The sequence below is a fragment of the Sarcina ventriculi genome, from assembly GCF_900456775.1.
GTDB lineage: Bacteria > Bacillota > Clostridia > Clostridiales > Clostridiaceae > Sarcina > Sarcina ventriculi.
Window position 1 is genome coordinate 203,731 of sequence record NZ_UAUL01000008.1, and the last position, 16,492, is coordinate 220,222.

Annotated in this window: 16 protein-coding genes; 15 read left to right on the forward strand and 1 reads right to left on the reverse strand. The window is 26.6% G+C overall.

Annotation, left to right across the window (positions count from 1 at the left end; all coding sequences use genetic code 11):
* Window positions 1-20: 20 nt before the first annotated feature.
* Window positions 21-1,226 (reverse strand): nucleotidyltransferase, encoded by a 1,206-nt coding sequence (locus tag DR020_RS07665; RefSeq protein ID WP_112365647.1) that lies wholly within the window; start codon window positions 1,224-1,226, stop codon window positions 21-23.
* Window positions 1,227-1,537: 311 nt separating this feature from the next.
* Here DR020_RS07665 and pta point away from each other — a divergent pair, with 311 nt between their 5' ends.
* The 15 genes from pta (at window position 1,538) to ffh (ending at window position 16,474) form a co-directional block, all read left to right on the forward strand.
* Window positions 1,538-2,539: a phosphate acetyltransferase gene (gene pta, locus DR020_RS07670; protein WP_112365648.1), complete on the forward strand. Its 1,002-nt coding sequence runs from the start codon at window positions 1,538-1,540 to the stop codon at window positions 2,537-2,539.
* Window positions 2,540-2,582: 43 nt separating this feature from the next.
* Window positions 2,583-3,773 (forward strand): acetate kinase, encoded by a 1,191-nt coding sequence (locus DR020_RS07675; protein WP_112365649.1) that lies wholly within the window; start codon window positions 2,583-2,585, stop codon window positions 3,771-3,773.
* A 123-nt stretch (window positions 3,774-3,896) separates the two neighbouring features.
* Entirely contained in the window at window positions 3,897-4,382 is a 486-nt protein-coding gene (locus DR020_RS07680; RefSeq protein ID WP_070101123.1) for a YceD family protein, read from the forward strand.
* A gap of 12 nt (window positions 4,383-4,394) precedes the next feature.
* Window positions 4,395-4,583 (forward strand): 50S ribosomal protein L32, encoded by a 189-nt coding sequence (gene rpmF, locus DR020_RS07685; protein WP_055257187.1) that lies wholly within the window; start codon window positions 4,395-4,397, stop codon window positions 4,581-4,583.
* 55 nt (window positions 4,584-4,638) lie between these two features.
* A complete protein-coding gene (gene plsX, locus DR020_RS07690; RefSeq protein ID WP_055257186.1) occupies window positions 4,639-5,634 on the forward strand; it encodes a phosphate acyltransferase PlsX in 996 nt (331 codons plus the stop codon).
* Window positions 5,635-5,741: 107 nt separating this feature from the next.
* Window positions 5,742-5,972 (forward strand): acyl carrier protein, encoded by a 231-nt coding sequence (acpP, locus tag DR020_RS07695; protein ID WP_055257185.1) that lies wholly within the window; start codon window positions 5,742-5,744, stop codon window positions 5,970-5,972.
* 90 nt (window positions 5,973-6,062) lie between these two features.
* Window positions 6,063-6,761 (forward strand): ribonuclease III, encoded by a 699-nt coding sequence (rnc, locus tag DR020_RS07700; protein WP_055257184.1) that lies wholly within the window; start codon window positions 6,063-6,065, stop codon window positions 6,759-6,761.
* A gap of 1 nt (window position 6,762) precedes the next feature.
* Complete coding sequence (locus tag DR020_RS07705) at window positions 6,763-7,833, forward strand: elongator complex protein 3 (protein WP_112365650.1); 1,071 nt, start codon at window positions 6,763-6,765, stop codon at window positions 7,831-7,833.
* A 171-nt stretch (window positions 7,834-8,004) separates the two neighbouring features.
* Window positions 8,005-9,066 (forward strand): chromosome segregation SMC family protein, encoded by a 1,062-nt coding sequence (locus DR020_RS12490; protein ID WP_235865677.1) that lies wholly within the window; start codon window positions 8,005-8,007, stop codon window positions 9,064-9,066.
* A 140-nt stretch (window positions 9,067-9,206) separates the two neighbouring features.
* Window positions 9,207-11,561: a coiled-coil domain-containing protein gene (locus DR020_RS07710; RefSeq protein ID WP_235865679.1), complete on the forward strand. Its 2,355-nt coding sequence runs from the start codon at window positions 9,207-9,209 to the stop codon at window positions 11,559-11,561.
* A 13-nt stretch (window positions 11,562-11,574) separates the two neighbouring features.
* A complete protein-coding gene (ftsY, locus tag DR020_RS07715; protein ID WP_055257181.1) occupies window positions 11,575-12,483 on the forward strand; it encodes a signal recognition particle-docking protein FtsY in 909 nt (302 codons plus the stop codon).
* 192 nt (window positions 12,484-12,675) lie between these two features.
* Window positions 12,676-12,840, forward strand: coding sequence for a hypothetical protein (locus tag DR020_RS12245; RefSeq protein ID WP_160110456.1), 165 nt, complete (start codon window positions 12,676-12,678; stop codon window positions 12,838-12,840).
* A 101-nt stretch (window positions 12,841-12,941) separates the two neighbouring features.
* Window positions 12,942-14,663 (forward strand): FUSC family protein, encoded by a 1,722-nt coding sequence (locus DR020_RS07720; protein ID WP_160110457.1) that lies wholly within the window; start codon window positions 12,942-12,944, stop codon window positions 14,661-14,663.
* Window positions 14,664-14,768: 105 nt separating this feature from the next.
* Window positions 14,769-15,104, forward strand: a complete 336-nt coding sequence (locus DR020_RS07725; protein ID WP_055257179.1) for a putative DNA-binding protein — start codon at window positions 14,769-14,771, stop codon at window positions 15,102-15,104.
* 11 nt (window positions 15,105-15,115) lie between these two features.
* Window positions 15,116-16,474: a signal recognition particle protein gene (ffh, locus tag DR020_RS07730; RefSeq protein ID WP_055257178.1), complete on the forward strand. Its 1,359-nt coding sequence runs from the start codon at window positions 15,116-15,118 to the stop codon at window positions 16,472-16,474.
* Window positions 16,475-16,492 lie beyond the last annotated feature (18 nt).

Here is a 16,492-nt window from a genome sequence, read left to right on the forward strand (position 1 = left end):
TTAACATTAATAATATTATTTTATTTTAAAATTATAGGGCTTACTTTAAAATCAGCATTATGCATAATATTATTATTTAAAAGAGAGTAAAGGTTTGTGGCTTTTATATCTATAGATAGCATAGGGTCTGTATTTTTTGATGATATTTTATTAACAATTTTTATTTTAGAATTTTTTTTAATTTCTTTTAATATTTTAGCACCATTTTTATTTAATCCAAGAACTCTTATATATTGAGGTTTTGATTTACTAAGTAAAATATCTTCTTTACTTAAAGATAAAAAACATTGGCATAAAACCCTGCTAATTCTAGTATAAGAATATCTTTTGCTTTTACAAGACATTATAAATTCATCAAAATTATTGAAATTACCTATATTATTTAATATTTTATTCCCTAGTCCTTCATTTGCATCTGGGATATTACTTAAAAATTGGGGATTGCTTAAAAGTTTATATTTTACATAAAAAAACATTCTATCCACGTCAGATATTTTAGAGTTTTTTAATATTTCATAAGCATACTTAGGAAGAACATTAATACAGCTTTCTAAAGATTTTTCAGTTATAGCTTTTCTAATAGAAGATGCAGAAGAAAAGTTATCTTGATTTAGATTGTCATCATTATAACCAGAACCTTGTCTAGTTATTGTTATTGGATTTATATTACTTTTTAGCTTAAACAAAGATTTACAGTATTCAATGGCTAAAATATTGTTTGGAGAATTTAAAATATGTTCTATATTATCTATATTAAATATATTAGAATTTTTAATATATTTTTCAATAGCTATACTTCTAGCTTTAGGAAAAGATAGACCTAAGTTTAATTGTTCTTTTAAATCTTTTTTAAATTCTAGAGGTTCATTTACTAAAATTTCAGCAATTTTTTTTAATGTAGTTACATCTCCACATTCAGAACCAAAACATATGTTATCAACTATATTTAAACTATTTAGAGTTGAAATAGCTCCAAAAGCAAAATATTCGGCTGAGGATACAGAATATATTGTCGGAAGCTCTAAAACCAAATCAACGCCTCCTAAGAGAGCCATCTTGGTTCTAGACCATTTATCAACTATGGCAGGAATTCCTCTTTGAACAAAATTACCGCTCATTATACAAATTGTATAATCACAGTCGGTTTTTTGTTTAGAAGAATTTATGTGAAATTCATGGCCTAAATGAAATGGGTTGTATTCAGTGATTAATCCTGTTATTTTCATAAACTATAATTATCCTTTTTATTATATAAAAATTTTTTATTGAGTTAATTTTTATACCATTTTATAATAAAAGAAATAAAAAATAAAGAATTTATGATATGTATAATTAAATAATTTTTTATAATTAAATAAAGGATATTGGAAATCTACATAAAAAACGTTTAAAATATACATATTAAAAAGAGTTAAAATTCTGATAATTCTTAATATAAGAGAAATAACTTTTTATTATTGAAAATAATACACAATTAGTAGTATAGTAATAACTATAGATTAAAATTACGTTTTTATTAGTGGAAGGAGAAATGAACATGGAACTTATGAAACAAATTTGGGATAAAGCCCGTAATAATAAAAAAACAATAGTATTACCAGAAGGTGATGAAGAAAGAACTTTAGTAGCAGCTCAAAAAATAGTAGAAAAAGGATTAGCTAACATTTGTTTAGTAGGAAATAAAGAGGATATAGAAAATAAAGCTGCAAAATTAAACGTAAATTTAGAAGGTGTAGAAGTAATTGATTCAACAACTTCAGATAAGTTAGAAAAATATGTAAATGCATTTTATGAATTAAGAAAAGCAAAAGGAATGACACTAGAAAAAGCTGAAAAAATAGTAAGAGATCCATTATATTTTGCAACAATGATGGTAAAATTAGATGATGCAGATGGTATGGTATCAGGTGCTGTTCATACAACAGGAGATCTTTTAAGACCAGGTCTTCAAATAATAAAAACAGCTCCAGGAGTATCAGTTGTATCTAGTTTCTTTATAATGATGGTACCAGGATCAAGTTATGGTAAAGATGGAATGCTTTTATTCTCAGACTGTGCTGTTAACCCAAATCCAAATTCAGATCAATTAGCAGCAATAGCAATAGCTACAGCTGATACTGCAAAACATCTTTGTGGAATAGATCCAAAGGTTGCTATGTTATCATTCTCAACAATGGGAAGTGCAGATCATGAACTTGTAACAAAGGTTAGAACTGCTACAGAGAAGGCTAAAGAATTAAGACCAGATTTAGATATAGATGGAGAATTACAATTAGATGCAGCTATAGTTGAAAAAGTTGCTAATCAAAAGGCTCCAAATAGTAAGGTTGCAGGAAAAGCTAATGTTTTAGTATTCCCAGACTTACAAGCAGGAAATATAGGATATAAATTAGTTCAAAGATTTGCAAATGCAGAAGCTATAGGACCAGTTTGTCAAGGATTTGCAAAACCAATTAATGATTTATCAAGAGGATGTAGTTCAGAAGATATAGTAAATGTTGTTGCATTAACAGCAGTTCAAGCACAAAATATAAAATAATTGATTTTTTATATAAATATTTCATATTGAAGGGGAGAAAAAAATGAAAGTATTAGTAATAAATTGCGGAAGCTCATCATTAAAATATCAATTAATAGATATGGCAAATGAAAAAACTTTAGCATCAGGATTAGTTGAAAGAATAGGAATTGAAGGTTCAAACCTTGCACAAAAAGTTGAAGGTACTCAAAAATATATAGTTGAAACTCCTATTAAGGATCATAATGAAGCTATAAAATTAGTGTTAGATGCATTAATTAATGGGGATAATGGTATTATAAAATCAGTAAATGAAATAGATGCAGTAGGTCATAGAATTGTTCATGGAGGAGAAAAATATACTAAATCAGTTATCATAACTGACGAAGTAGTAAGAGATATAGAAGAATATTCAAAATTTGCACCACTTCATAATCCAGCTCATATTATGGGAATAAAAGCTTGTCAAGCATTAATGAATGTTCCAATGGTAGCTGTATTTGATACTGCATTCCACCAAACAATGCCAGAGAAAGCTTTCCTTTATGGACTTCCATATGAGCTTTACAAAAAGAATGGTATAAGAAAATATGGTGCACATGGAACTTCTCATAAGTATGTATCACAAAAAGTTGCAGAAGTTATGGGAAAAGATATAAAAGATTTAAAAATAATAACTTGTCATTTAGGAAATGGTTCAAGTATAACTGCAGTAAAAAATGGGGAATCTGTAGACACATCTATGGGATTTACTCCACTTGAAGGTCTTATAATGGGAACAAGATCAGGAAGTTTAGATCCTGCTGTTGTAACTTATATGATAGATGAACTTGGATATACAAGTGCAGAGGTTAATAATATTTTAAATAAAAAATCAGGTGTATTAGGTATTTCTGAAATAAGCAGTGATTTTAGAGATATAATAGATGCTAGAGATAATGGAAATGAAAGAGCAAAATTAACATTAGAAATGTTTGCATATAGAGTTAAGCAATACATAGCATCATATACAGTAGCTATGGAAGGCGTTGATGTTATAGTATTTACAGCTGGTGTTGGTGAAAATAGCATGGTATTAAGAGAAGATTTATGTGCTAATTTAGAATATATGGGAGTTGAATTAGATAAAGAAAGAAATAGAGTATTTGGTGAGATTGCTAAAATTAGTAAAGATTCATCAAAAGTTCAATTATATGTAATACCAACTAATGAAGAATTAATGATAGCTAAAGATACTATGCAACTTATAAAATAATAAAAAAGCTTGACTTTTAAAAGTGTAGTTAATATAATAAAATATGTGTCATTTAACTATTGACGCTATTTTATTTTAAGGAGTGTGAAAGTGACTAATTTGTTGTATTAGTTGCGGTCATTTATGGAATTAAATCTTTCAGACTTAATATCAAAAAAAGAAAAAGTAAAGAAAATAGATATTACTTTTAGTGTTAATTTAAAAGGGGAAGATTTCATTATTTCCAAACCATTAGCATTTAAAGGAGAAGCAAAATGTTCTGATGATATATTAACTATTATTGGAAATGTTAAAGGCTTAATTGAAATGCAATGTTCAAGATGTTTAGAAATTTTTTCGCATAATATCGATTTAGATATTTTCGAAGAATTTACAAATAACTCTGATAAAGAGGATGATTCTATTGCTTTTTTTGAAGATAATTTGTATCTTAGTGAAGTAATAGTAAATAACGTAATTTCAACCTTACCTATAAAAAAGCTTTGTAATGAAAATTGCAAAGGACTTTGTCATGAATGTGGTACTAATCTTAATTTAGGAACATGTAATTGCAATAGTGATAATATTGACATAAGAATGGCAAAGTTAATGGACCTGTTTAAGGAATAAGGAGGTGTAACAATGGGAAATCCAGCTAGAAAAATGTTCAGAGCAAAAAGAGATTCAAGAAGAGCTCAAACTATGAAAATGAGTTTACCAGGAATCGTAGAATGCCCACAGTGTCATGAAATGAAATTAGCTCATAGAGTTTGTAAAAGTTGTGGATACTACAAAGGTAAAGAAGTAGTTTCATCATCAGTTGAAGAATAAAAAGAAAGTCTTATGACTTTCTTTTCTTTGTATATAGAGAAAAAGAGGGGATAATATGAAGATTGCGATAGATGGTATGGGTGGAGATAATGCACCGGAGGCTGTAGTATCTGGTTGTATAAAGGCGTTAAATGAATATAATGATATTCATTTATATGTTACTGGACCAGAAGATGAATTAAGGGCTTTATTTGAAAAGAATTCATATGATAAGGAAAGAGTTGTATTTGTAAATGCAACAGAAGTTATAGGAACTAATGAACATCCTGTTATGGCTCTTAGAAGAAAAAAAGATTCTTCTATAAGTAAAGCTTTAAATTTAGTTAAAGAAAAAAAGTGTGATGCTGTTATATCAGCTGGAAGTACAGGAGCCTTTTTAGCTGGATGTACTCTTGTTATAGGTAGAATTAAAGGCATAGAAAGACCAGCCTTAGCTCCTATTATGCCAGGTAAAAACGGACCGTTTATGGTTATTGATGCTGGAGCAAATGTGGATGTTAAACCTTTTTATTTAACGCAATTTGCGAAAATGGGAAGTATATATTTTGAAACAGTTATGGAACATACAAAACCTAAAGTAGGCTTGATAAATATAGGCGAAGAAGCTGAAAAAGGAAATGAATTGACAAAAGAAGCGTATAAACTTTTAAAAGATGAAAAAAATATTAATTTTGTTGGAAATGTAGAACCAAGAGAAGTGTCAAAAGGAGATGCTCAAGTTTTAGTTTGTGACGGTTTTGTAGGTAATACAGTTTTAAAAATGTATGAAGGAACAGCACTTACAATATTGTCTATGATAAAAGAAGAAATAATGGGATCTACTATGTCTAAAATAGGTGCTGTATTTATGAAATCTGCTTTTAAATCATTAAAAAAGAAAATGGATTATACAGAATATGGTGGAGCTCCATTTTTAGGAGTAGATGGACTTTGTGTAAAAGCTCATGGAAGTTCTGATGATAAAGCATTTAAAAATGCTATAAGACAAGCAAAAGCTTTTCATGATAAAAAATTGCTAGAAAAATTAAAAAATGGTATAAAAAGTTCTTAATTATTATTAATTTATATAATAAACGTAAAAAAATTTTATATCTATATTGACTAGAATGTAGATATGTAATAATATTTTATTAGATTAATTTAGGAGGTGAATCATTAATGTTTGATAAATTAAAAGAAATAATAGCTGATAAATTAGGTGTTAATGAAGATGAAATAACTATGGAGTCAACTTTTATTGATGATTTAGGAGCTGATTCTCTTGATATAGTTGAATTAATAATGTCTTTAGAAGAAGAATTAGAAATAGAAATTCCAGATGAAGACGCTGAAAAATTCAAAACTGTTGGAGATGTTGTTGAATACATCAATTCACATAGTGAACAATAAAAAAAGTCCCGCGAGATAGCGGGATTTTGCATTTAAAGTTTATTCTTGAATTTATTTTAAGAGAGCAAATTGAAGAATAAACCTTAGGAGATGAATAGGTTGAAAGATATTAATATAAAAAATATAGAAAATATATTGGGAATAGAATTTAATAATAAAGGTGTTTTAATAACAGCATTAACACATAGTTCTTATGCAAATCAATTTAAGGATGTTAAATATAACGAAAGATTAGAATTTTTAGGTGATTCAGTTCTTCAACTTTGTATAACACAATATCTTTTTAATAATTATAAGGACAAATCAGAGGGAGAGTTAACTAAAATAAGGTCTTTAATAGTTTGTGAAAATTCTTTGTACGAGGTAGCTAAAAAACTTAATCTAGGGGTATTTATAAGGATGAGTAAGGGTGAGGAGTCAACAGGCGGTAGAGAGAGAACATCTATACAAGCAGATTGCCTAGAAGCTATAATTGCTGCTATATACTTAGATAAAGGATTGGATGTAGCAAATGATTTTATATTTAAATATTTTGCAGAAATAATTGAGAAAGCTATAAAACATGAAATAATCTTAGATTTTAAAACTAAACTTCAAGAGATACTTCAAAAAAATGGAGAAGTAGAAATTAGATATGAGTTGGATAAGTATGAAGGTCCTCCTCATAGAAGAAAATTTTTTACAACTGTCATTATAGATAATAAAGTCATGGGAAATGGATATGGATATAGCAAAAAAGAATCAGAACAATGTGCAGCTAAAGAAGCATTAAGATTGTTAGGTGAGTAATATGAAAAGTTATTATATAATACCTATTTTTGTACCACATGAGGGATGTCCTCATGATTGTGTATTTTGTAATCAAGGTAAAATAACAGGAGAAAACAAACAGGATGTTAATGGTCCTAAAAACAAAATAGAAAATAGTGTTAATAGAGATTTTGTAATAAAAACAGTTGAGGAATATTTAAAGACTATAAATACTGACTCTTCGGTGATTGAAATATCTTTTTTTGGTGGTACATTTACAGCGATTGATATAGATAAGCAAAGAGAACTTTTAAGTGTAGCTAAAGATTATAAAGAAAAAGGTATAATAGATTATATAAGATTATCAACTAGACCAGACTATATTGATGACTTTATATTAAATCACTTAAAAGAACATAGTGTTGATATAATAGAATTAGGTGTACAATCATTAGATTCTGAAGTTTTAGAAAAATCAGGTAGAGGTCATGGAGTAGAAGAAGTCGAAAGAGCTTCTAAGCTTATAAAAGATTATGGATTTATATTAGGACATCAAATAATGATAGGTCTTCCGGGGGATTCTAAAGAAAAAGATATATATACAGCGAAGATGTCAATAGAGATGAAACCTGATATATGCAGAATATATCCGGCACTTACTATAAAAAATACTCCAATGGAAGATATGTATTTGAAAAATATTTATAAACCATACACTTTAGAAGAGGCAATAAATATTTGTGAGGAAATATATAATTTATATAAGAAAGCAAACATTAAAGTTATAAGAATAGGGTTGCAACCAACTGATAACATAGCAGAGGGTAAAGATGTAATAGCAGGACCATTTCATCCTGCGTTTAGAGAACTTGTTGAAAGTAAATCTTTAAATGAAAAAATTTATAGTATTTTTAGCAAAAACAAAGGTGATATTGTTATTAGGATAAATAATAGAAGAATCTCTAAACTTTATGCAGGAAAAAAGATGTTTTTTAATGAATTAAAAGATAAAGTCAATTCTAATTCATTAAATGTTATATTAGATGATAATATAGAGTTAAATAGTGTTTTAATTGATATTAATAATGAACTTTATAAAATTTATATATAATTAAATACTTAATAGGGTTCCATTTTATATTATAATTAAATGGAACCCTAAATTTATAATAAAGATTTTTAAAGGAGTAATTTTACGAATAAAATGTAACAGAAAATAGATAGATTTTTATCTATTTTAGTTTTATATTAATATTAGATGTATTAGATAAGAGGTGAATTTATGTTTTTAAAGTCTCTTGAAATAAGAGGATTTAAATCATTTGCAGATAAAACTGAATTGAAATTTAAGCAGGGTATAACAGCAGTAGTTGGACCAAATGGTAGTGGTAAGAGTAATGTATCTGATTCTGTTAGATGGGTTTTAGGAGAACAAAGTGCTAAAATTTTAAGGGGTACTAAGATGGAGGATGTAATATTTTCGGGTACGGATTATAGAAAACCTTTAGGTTTAGCTCAAGTTTCTTTAACGTTAGATAATACAACAGGTGAACTGCCAATAGAATATAATGATGTTAAAATAACACGGAGAGTTTTTAGATCAGGTGATAGTGAGTATTTAATAAATAATACGCCTTGTAAACTTAAGGACATAGTAAATCTTTTTATGGATACAGGAATAGGGAAAGAAGGGTATTCATTAATAGGACAAGGTAAAATAGATGCTATTTTAAATGGTAAAAATGAAGATAGAAGGGCTCTTTTAGAGGAAGCAGCTGGAATAGTTAAATTTAAATCTAGAAAAATAGAAGCAGAGAGAAAGTTAGAGAATACTAATAAAAATTTAATAAGAATAAATGACATAATGTTTACCTATGAAGAAAGAATCGTTCCTTTAGAAGAGGAAAAACTTAAGGCAGAAAAATATTTAAATTATGCTCAAAAGCTTAGAGAAAAAGAAATAGGTTTGATTTTAAATAATTTAGATAAAATAAAAAATGAATTGGGAAATCAAAAGACTAAAATTAATAATTTTTTAAAGGATAATTTAGAGTATAAGGAAAAGTATAAAGAAAAAAGAGAATATTTAAGTACTTTAAAAGAGAATATAGAAATTATTGAAAAAAATAAAAACAACAAACAACAAGGTTATTTTGAAAAAAAAGAAAACATATCAAAATTATTAAGTGAAATTGAACTTTTAAGAGAAAGAATAAAAGGTTTTGAAAATTATATAAATTCTAATACTTTAGAATTAGAAGAAAATGAAAAAAGAATAATTGTTATAAAAGATAAAGAAAAAAAGTTAAATGATGATTTAGAAAAAATAATAATGAAAATATAATTTTAGATAATAAAATAGAAAGCTTAGAGAAGAAGATAAGCAGTTTAAATAATCTTTTAAAAGATAATGAAAGAGAAAAGGAAGTTATAAATAAAGATGAAATAAAACATTTAAAGGATATTGCAAACTGTAAAAATGAAATAATATTATTAGAAAATCAAAATTCTTCTTTTTTAGAAAATATACAATTAGTAAAAGATAGTGAGCTAGGTTTAGATAAAAATTTAAAGATAAATATAAAAACTAAACAGGAATTAGATGAAAAATTAAATATTTCGTTGGAAGAAAAAAGTGTTTTGGAAAAATATATTATTAATTCTTTAAATGATGAAAAAAAATTGCAAGATGACATTAATAAAATAAATTATGAGTTAAATGATGTTAATAAAAAGGTACATGTTTTAGAAGCTAATAGGGAAATGTTAAAAAACCTAGAAAGCGAATATGAAGGGTATAGCTTTTCTGTGAAAAATTTAATGAAAGAAATAACAAAGGGAAGTCTTAATGAGTATGAGAAGTCATGTTCTATTCTTGGTGATACTTTAAAGGTTAAAAAGGGATATGAGGTAGCTGTAGAAATGGCTTTAGGTGGCGCGATTTCTAATATAATAACTGAGAATGAAAATATAGCAAAAACTTTAATAGAGTATTTAAAGAAAAAAAGATTAGGAAGAGCAACATTTTTACCGTTGTCTATAATAAAATCAAAAAAAATAAATTTAGATGATAGTGTTAAAAATGTTAAGGGGTATCTATGTTTAGCTTGTGAAGCTGTGAATTTTGAAAACAAATTTGAAAATGTTGTAAATAATGTTTTGGGAAAAACTATAATATGTGATAATATAGATAATGGCTTGGTTTTAGCTAAAAAACTAAATTATAAAAACAGAATAATAACTTTAGCAGGTGATGTAATAAATTCAGGAGGAGCTTTAACGGGAGGAAGTATATCACAAAAAAATCTTGGTATAATGTCAAGAAAGGCTGAAATAGAATTTTTAAATGATAAAATAATAAAAATTAATGTTAAAAGAGATGAGTTACTTTCAGCTATAAAAAAGTTAGAAGAAAAACAAAATATTTTGCAAAATTTAAAAAAAGAAAATACTGAAAAAATGTATAATAATAAAATAGATATTATAAATTTAAAAAATAAAATAAACAATTTGAGTAAGGATATAAATAAAATAAGGAATACTCTTGAAACATCAGAAGTAAAAATATTTGATTTAACAGAAAAAATAGAAAAAAATAAAGAACAAATTTTAAATAAAAATAGAGAGTTAGATGGTATAGGAAGTAAAACAGTCAATAATAATAATAAGCTAAAAAATATTAATAAAAATTTAGAAATATTATCAAAAGATATATTGGAATTGAGAGATAATTTAACTCATCTTAAAGTTAAAAAAGCAAAAATTCAAGAAATCTTAGTGAATTTATCTAAAGAAATTAAAAGGCATGATGAAGATTATATAAATTATTCAAAAAGATGTGATATATTAAAAGAATATATAAACACAAATTTTGTAGAAAAAGAAAATAGTATAAGAAAAATAAATGAAAATGATATTCTTATTAAAAAGCAAAAAGAAGAACTTGTTTTACTTGAGGAAGATGCAAAAGTTTATGAAAATAATAGAAAGAAAATAAAGTTAGAAATAGAAAATGTTGAAGATAAATTGGAACTTATGGCAGTTGATATAGCTAAAAAAGATGAGGAAATCCATAGAAATGAAATAATTTATACAAAACAAAATAATGAGAGAAAATTTCTATTATCTAGATTAGAAGAAGAATTTAATACAAATGAAGAAAGCGAAATGAAAAATTTTACTAAAATAGAAAACTTGCAAGAGTATAAAAAACAAGTTGATATACTTAAAAATAAGATGAATAATTTAGGTCAAGTCAATGTAAATTCAATTGAAGAATTTAAAGAATTATCGCAAAAATACAATTTTATAAAAATGGAAAAGGAAGATTTAGAAAAAGCTAAAGAAGAACTCTTAGGTGTTATAGATGAAATGTTATCTAAAATGAAAGTTGTATTTAGACAGAATTTTAATATTTTAAATAAAAATTTTCAAGAAACATTTAGAGAATTATTTAAAGGTGGAAATGCAAAACTTATACTAGATAAAGATGATGAATTGAATGGAAGCATTGAAATAAATGTTCAACCGCCTGGGAAAAAGGTTCAAAATATAAATCTTATGTCTGGGGGTGAAAAAGTATTATCTGCCATAGCAATGCTTTTTGCTATTTTAAAGATGAAACCTACTCCATTTTGTATTTTAGACGAAATAGAGGCAGCTTTAGATGATGCAAATGTAAATAGATATGCACAGTTTTTAAAGAAATTCTCTAAAGAGGTTCAATTTATAGTTATAACTCATAGAAAAGGTACAATGGAATCTTCAGATGTGATGTATGGGGTTACTATGGAGGAAAAAGGAGTATCAAAGATAGTATCAGTAGATTTAGTAAAATAGAGGAGGAAACTTTATGTTTGGAAAATTTTTCGATAAATTAAAAACAGGACTTAGTAAAACGAGGGATAATCTAACAGATAAAATTAACGAGGCATTAAATATTGCAATAGCAATTGATGATGATTTATATGAAGAGTTAGAGGAAATACTTATAATGTCAGATATAGGTATGGAAACTACAATAGAGATAATAGATAGATTGAAGGAAAAGATAAGAAAAGAAAAAATAAATGATGTAGCAGAGGTTAAACCAGCTTTAAAGGCAGTAATAGCTGAAATGCTTACAGAAGGAGATTATGAAGATTCTGATGATGAAAAAAAGGTTATGCTAATTATTGGGGTAAATGGTGTTGGAAAAACGACATCTATAGGAAAACTTGCAGCTAAAAATAAAAAAGAAGGAAAAAAAGTTCTTTTAGCAGCGGCAGACACATTTAGAGCAGCAGCTATAGATCAATTAGATATATGGAGCAAAAGGGCTGGAGTCGACATAGTAAAACATCAAGAAGGATCAGATCCAGCAGCTGTTGTGTTTGATGCAGCGAGTGCAACAAAGGCAAGAAATGTTGATCTTTTAATATGTGATACGGCTGGAAGACTTCATAATAAAAAAAATCTTATGGATGAGTTGGCTAAAATAAATAGAATAATAGATAGAGAACTTGGAGATATAAAAAAGGAAACTTTACTTGTTTTAGATGGAACAACAGGACAAAATGCTGTTATTCAAGCTAAGCAATTTATGGAATCTTGCCCTATAGATGGGATAATACTAACTAAATTAGATGGTACTGCTAAGGGGGGAGTAGTTATATCTATAAAAAATACATTAAATATACCAGTTAAATATATAGGTATCGGGGAAGGAGTTGATGACCTACAAAAATTTAATGCAGAGGAGTTTGCACAAGCTATATTATAGATAAAATTAAAAATTTTTATTTTTAATATAATTTAAGCATTTAGATTATAGAGATAGCATTAAAGTTTTGCAGACATTTTGTGATTATATTAAACAGTTTAGTTTATTATCATATGAGAAAAACACTTTCTGAAATACCAGAAAGTGTTTTTTTGTATTAAATTTTTATAATTTAAATCAGGAGATGATAAAATGAATAAAAAAGTCTTTATGGCTAATAATATTATATTTATTATTTCAGTTATATTTGTTTACATGTCCATTGTGTATTTAGGAAGAGATAATTTAATGGTAGGTATTACGGGAATATTTCTTTTAATAGCAATATTAATAAAGATTTTTCTAGAAATCCATTAAGAGCTATTTTTAAAATATCGTTTTTAACTGCGTTTATAGCATTTATGCCATATTTAGTTAATCTAAATATATACAGTGGCTTAATTATAAATTTTTTAGCAGTGTTTACAATAATATATGTCGTTGTATATACACTTAATAAAACAATATATTTTCCCTTTTTATTTGGATATACATTACTTTTAACTACTAATGTAGGTGGGAGAGATTTATGTAAGAGAATAATAGCTCTTGTTATAATTGGAATAGTAGCAGTAATATTTCAAATAGTATTTTCTAAGATAACATTTAAAAAAAATGAGAAAAATAAAATGTTAATAGAAATAATTGAAACTTTTTTAAATAATATAAATGATTTAAAAGTAGGAAATTTTAATTTTAAAAATAAAGAAAAGTTAAAGGAACTTAGTACATATTGGAGTAGAGATATTTTAAAGAAAAGAAATAATAGTTTTTATTTAAAGGATAATGAAAATATTAAGCTAAATTTAATAGCTGCAATAGAAAAGCTAGATAGAGTTTTAGAAGAAATATCACAAATGTTAGAAAACAATAAAGAGTACATAAAATTTATAGAAGATTTAGGAGTCTGTTTAGAAAATTTAAAGTTATTTTTACAGACGGAAACGAGAGTGGTTAATCTTAGTTTATCAATAAAGAAACTGAATAACGATTATGAATCTATCAAAATAAAAGATATAAAAATATATGAAGCTATAGAGGCTTTAAATATTATAGATGGTTTAACTAGTGAATTGCTTGAAATAGGAAAAAAAGATTATATAGAAATAAAATTTGGGATAAAGGAGATAAAGGAAATAAAAAACTTACTATGGGCAGATTTTAATAGAAACTCAGTTCGATTTATATTTGCTTTTAGAACCGCTATATTAATTTCTGTATCTTATTTTGTAATTGAATATTTGCATTTAGAATTAGGGAAATGGATGATGTTTACGGTAGCTTCAGTATCACAGCCTTATAATGACACTGTATGGGGAAGGGCTAAAGGAAGAATTTTTGGAACTTTAGTTGGTGTTATTATTTATTTACCACTTTCATATATTGTTACTTCAGTTGAATATAGAATAATTATTATAGCAATAGCGGTGTATTTTATGATATCATTTAAAAAATATTCTTATAGTATGTCTATGTTAACAGTTTTATTTTTAGGAGTTGTAACAATTAATATTCCTAATATTTTTTCTTTTGCTGAAGATAGAGTATTGTTTGTAGCGTTAGGTGTGGTTATAGTACTTTTAGGAAATAGGTTTATTTTACCTTATAGTTTAAAGAAGGAAACTATAATACTCATTGATAAATATTATAATTGTTGTACTGAAATACTAGATAAAACACTGCTTTTATATAAAAAAAGTGGAGTGAGAGAAGAAATAAGAAATCTTATTATAATAGCAAAAGGTATTGAAAACAAAATTCTTTTAAATAATACTGATATAGATAGTGATACGATAAGAGAATTTAGAAACGAGTCAAGAAGGCTTTTAAACAATATAAACAGCGTTTTAAATAGGGTAGAATATATTGATAGAGAGTTAAAGTCAAGTGGTTATGAGCGAATGAATAATATAGCACTTATGAGAGAAGAGATGGAAAATAAATTGGAAGAAGAAAATTTATATTATATATTAGATAGATACATAAAGCCTGTGAAAAAAGTAAGTGAAAAATTAATATACATAGATGTTTATGAAATGATTATATCTAAAAATATATGTGAAAAATTAAAAAATGAGTTAATTAAAAAAAAGGAAGGTGTTAGTTCAAAAACTGTATATGTCTATAAAAAACAAGATTAATATGTAATTGTATCATCTATTAATAAAAAAATACTGTGTTAAGTAAAAACACTTGACACAGTATTTTGTTTTTGTTAAGATATACTTCGTAAGTAAGGTGGTTATATGGAAGATAGATTTAAAATATCAATTTTGCTAGACCACTATGGTCCTTTATTAACAGAAAAGCAGCTCGACATAATGAGTCTTTATTATAATGAGGATTTATCTTTAGCTGAAATATCTGAGATAAATAAAACCAGTAGGCAAGCAATATATGATTTAATAAAAAGATGCTGTAAGCAATTATTAGTTTATGAGAAGAAGCTTGAACTAATGAAAAAACAAAATTACAGATTAAGAAAAAAAGATGATTTAATGCAAAAAATAAAAGAAAATCATATAAGTGAAAAACTGTTAAATTATATAGAGATAAATATAGACGATATTATAAATGCTTAGGAGGGTTGAGAATGGCTTTTGATGGTTTAGCATCTAAATTGCAAGATGCACTTAAAAAACTTAAAGGAAAAGGGAAACTTACTGAAAAAGATATAAAAGAAGCTATGAGAGAAGTTAAACTTGCTTTATTAGAAGCCGATGTTAACTATAAAGTAGTAAAACAATTTGTATCATCAGTAAGTGAAAAGTGTATAAATGAAGAAATATTAGGAAGTTTGACTCCGGGGCAACAGGTTGTAAAAGTTGTAAATGAAGAACTTACAAAGCTTATGGGGGAATCAGAAAGCAAGCTTAAGTATTCTGATAATGGGCCAACTGTGTTTATGTTGGTTGGACTTCAAGGTGCTGGTAAAACAACAATGGCTGGAAAGCTAGCGCTTCATCTTAGAAAAGGAAATAAAAAACCATTATTAGTTGCTTGTGATATATATAGACCAGCTGCAATAAAACAACTAGAGGTAGTTGGTAAACAAATAGATATTCCAGTATTTTCTTTAGGTGATAAAGTTAAAGCAGTTGATATTGCTAAAGCTGGTATAAAACATGCTAAAGAAAATGGTAATAATATAGTAATAATAGATACAGCAGGTAGACTTCATATAGATGAAGAACTTATGCAAGAACTACAAGATGTAAAGACAGCAACAAATCCTAATGAAATATTATTAGTAGTAGATTCTATGACAGGACAAGATGCTGTGAATGTGGCACAAACATTTAATAATTCTCTAGATATAAGTGGTGTAATACTTACAAAATTAGATGGAGATACAAGAGGTGGTGCTGCGCTTTCAATAAGACATATCACAGAAAAACCTATAAAATTTGTTGGTGTTGGTGAAAAAATGAATGATATTGAAGTTTTTCATCCAGATAGAATGGCATCAAGAATATTAGGAATGGGAGATGTCTTATCTTTAATAGAAAAAGCTCAACAATCCATAGATGAAAAAGAAGCTTTAGAGCTTAGCGAAAAAATGATGAATCAAGAATTTAATTATGATGATTATTTAATGGCTATGGAACAAATGAGCAAACTTGGTCCTTTAAATAAGTTAATAGAAATGATTCCAGGAGTTAATACAAAGGAATTGCAAGGTGTAGATTTTGGTGCTGGAGAGAAACAGCTAAGTAGGGTTAAGGCTATAATTCAGTCGATGACAGCAAAAGAAAGAAAAAATCCTACTTTAATTGCAAGCTCTAGTTCAAGAAAGAAAAGAGTTGCAAGAGGTTCAGGAACTACTATACAAGAAATTAATAAGCTTATAAAAGGACATGAAATGATGAAAAAGCAAATGAAGCAAATGAAAGCTTTCACTAAAAATTCGTCAAAAAAAGGTTTCTTAGGTAAAATGCCTTTTATGAAATAAATTAAAATTTAAGGAGGA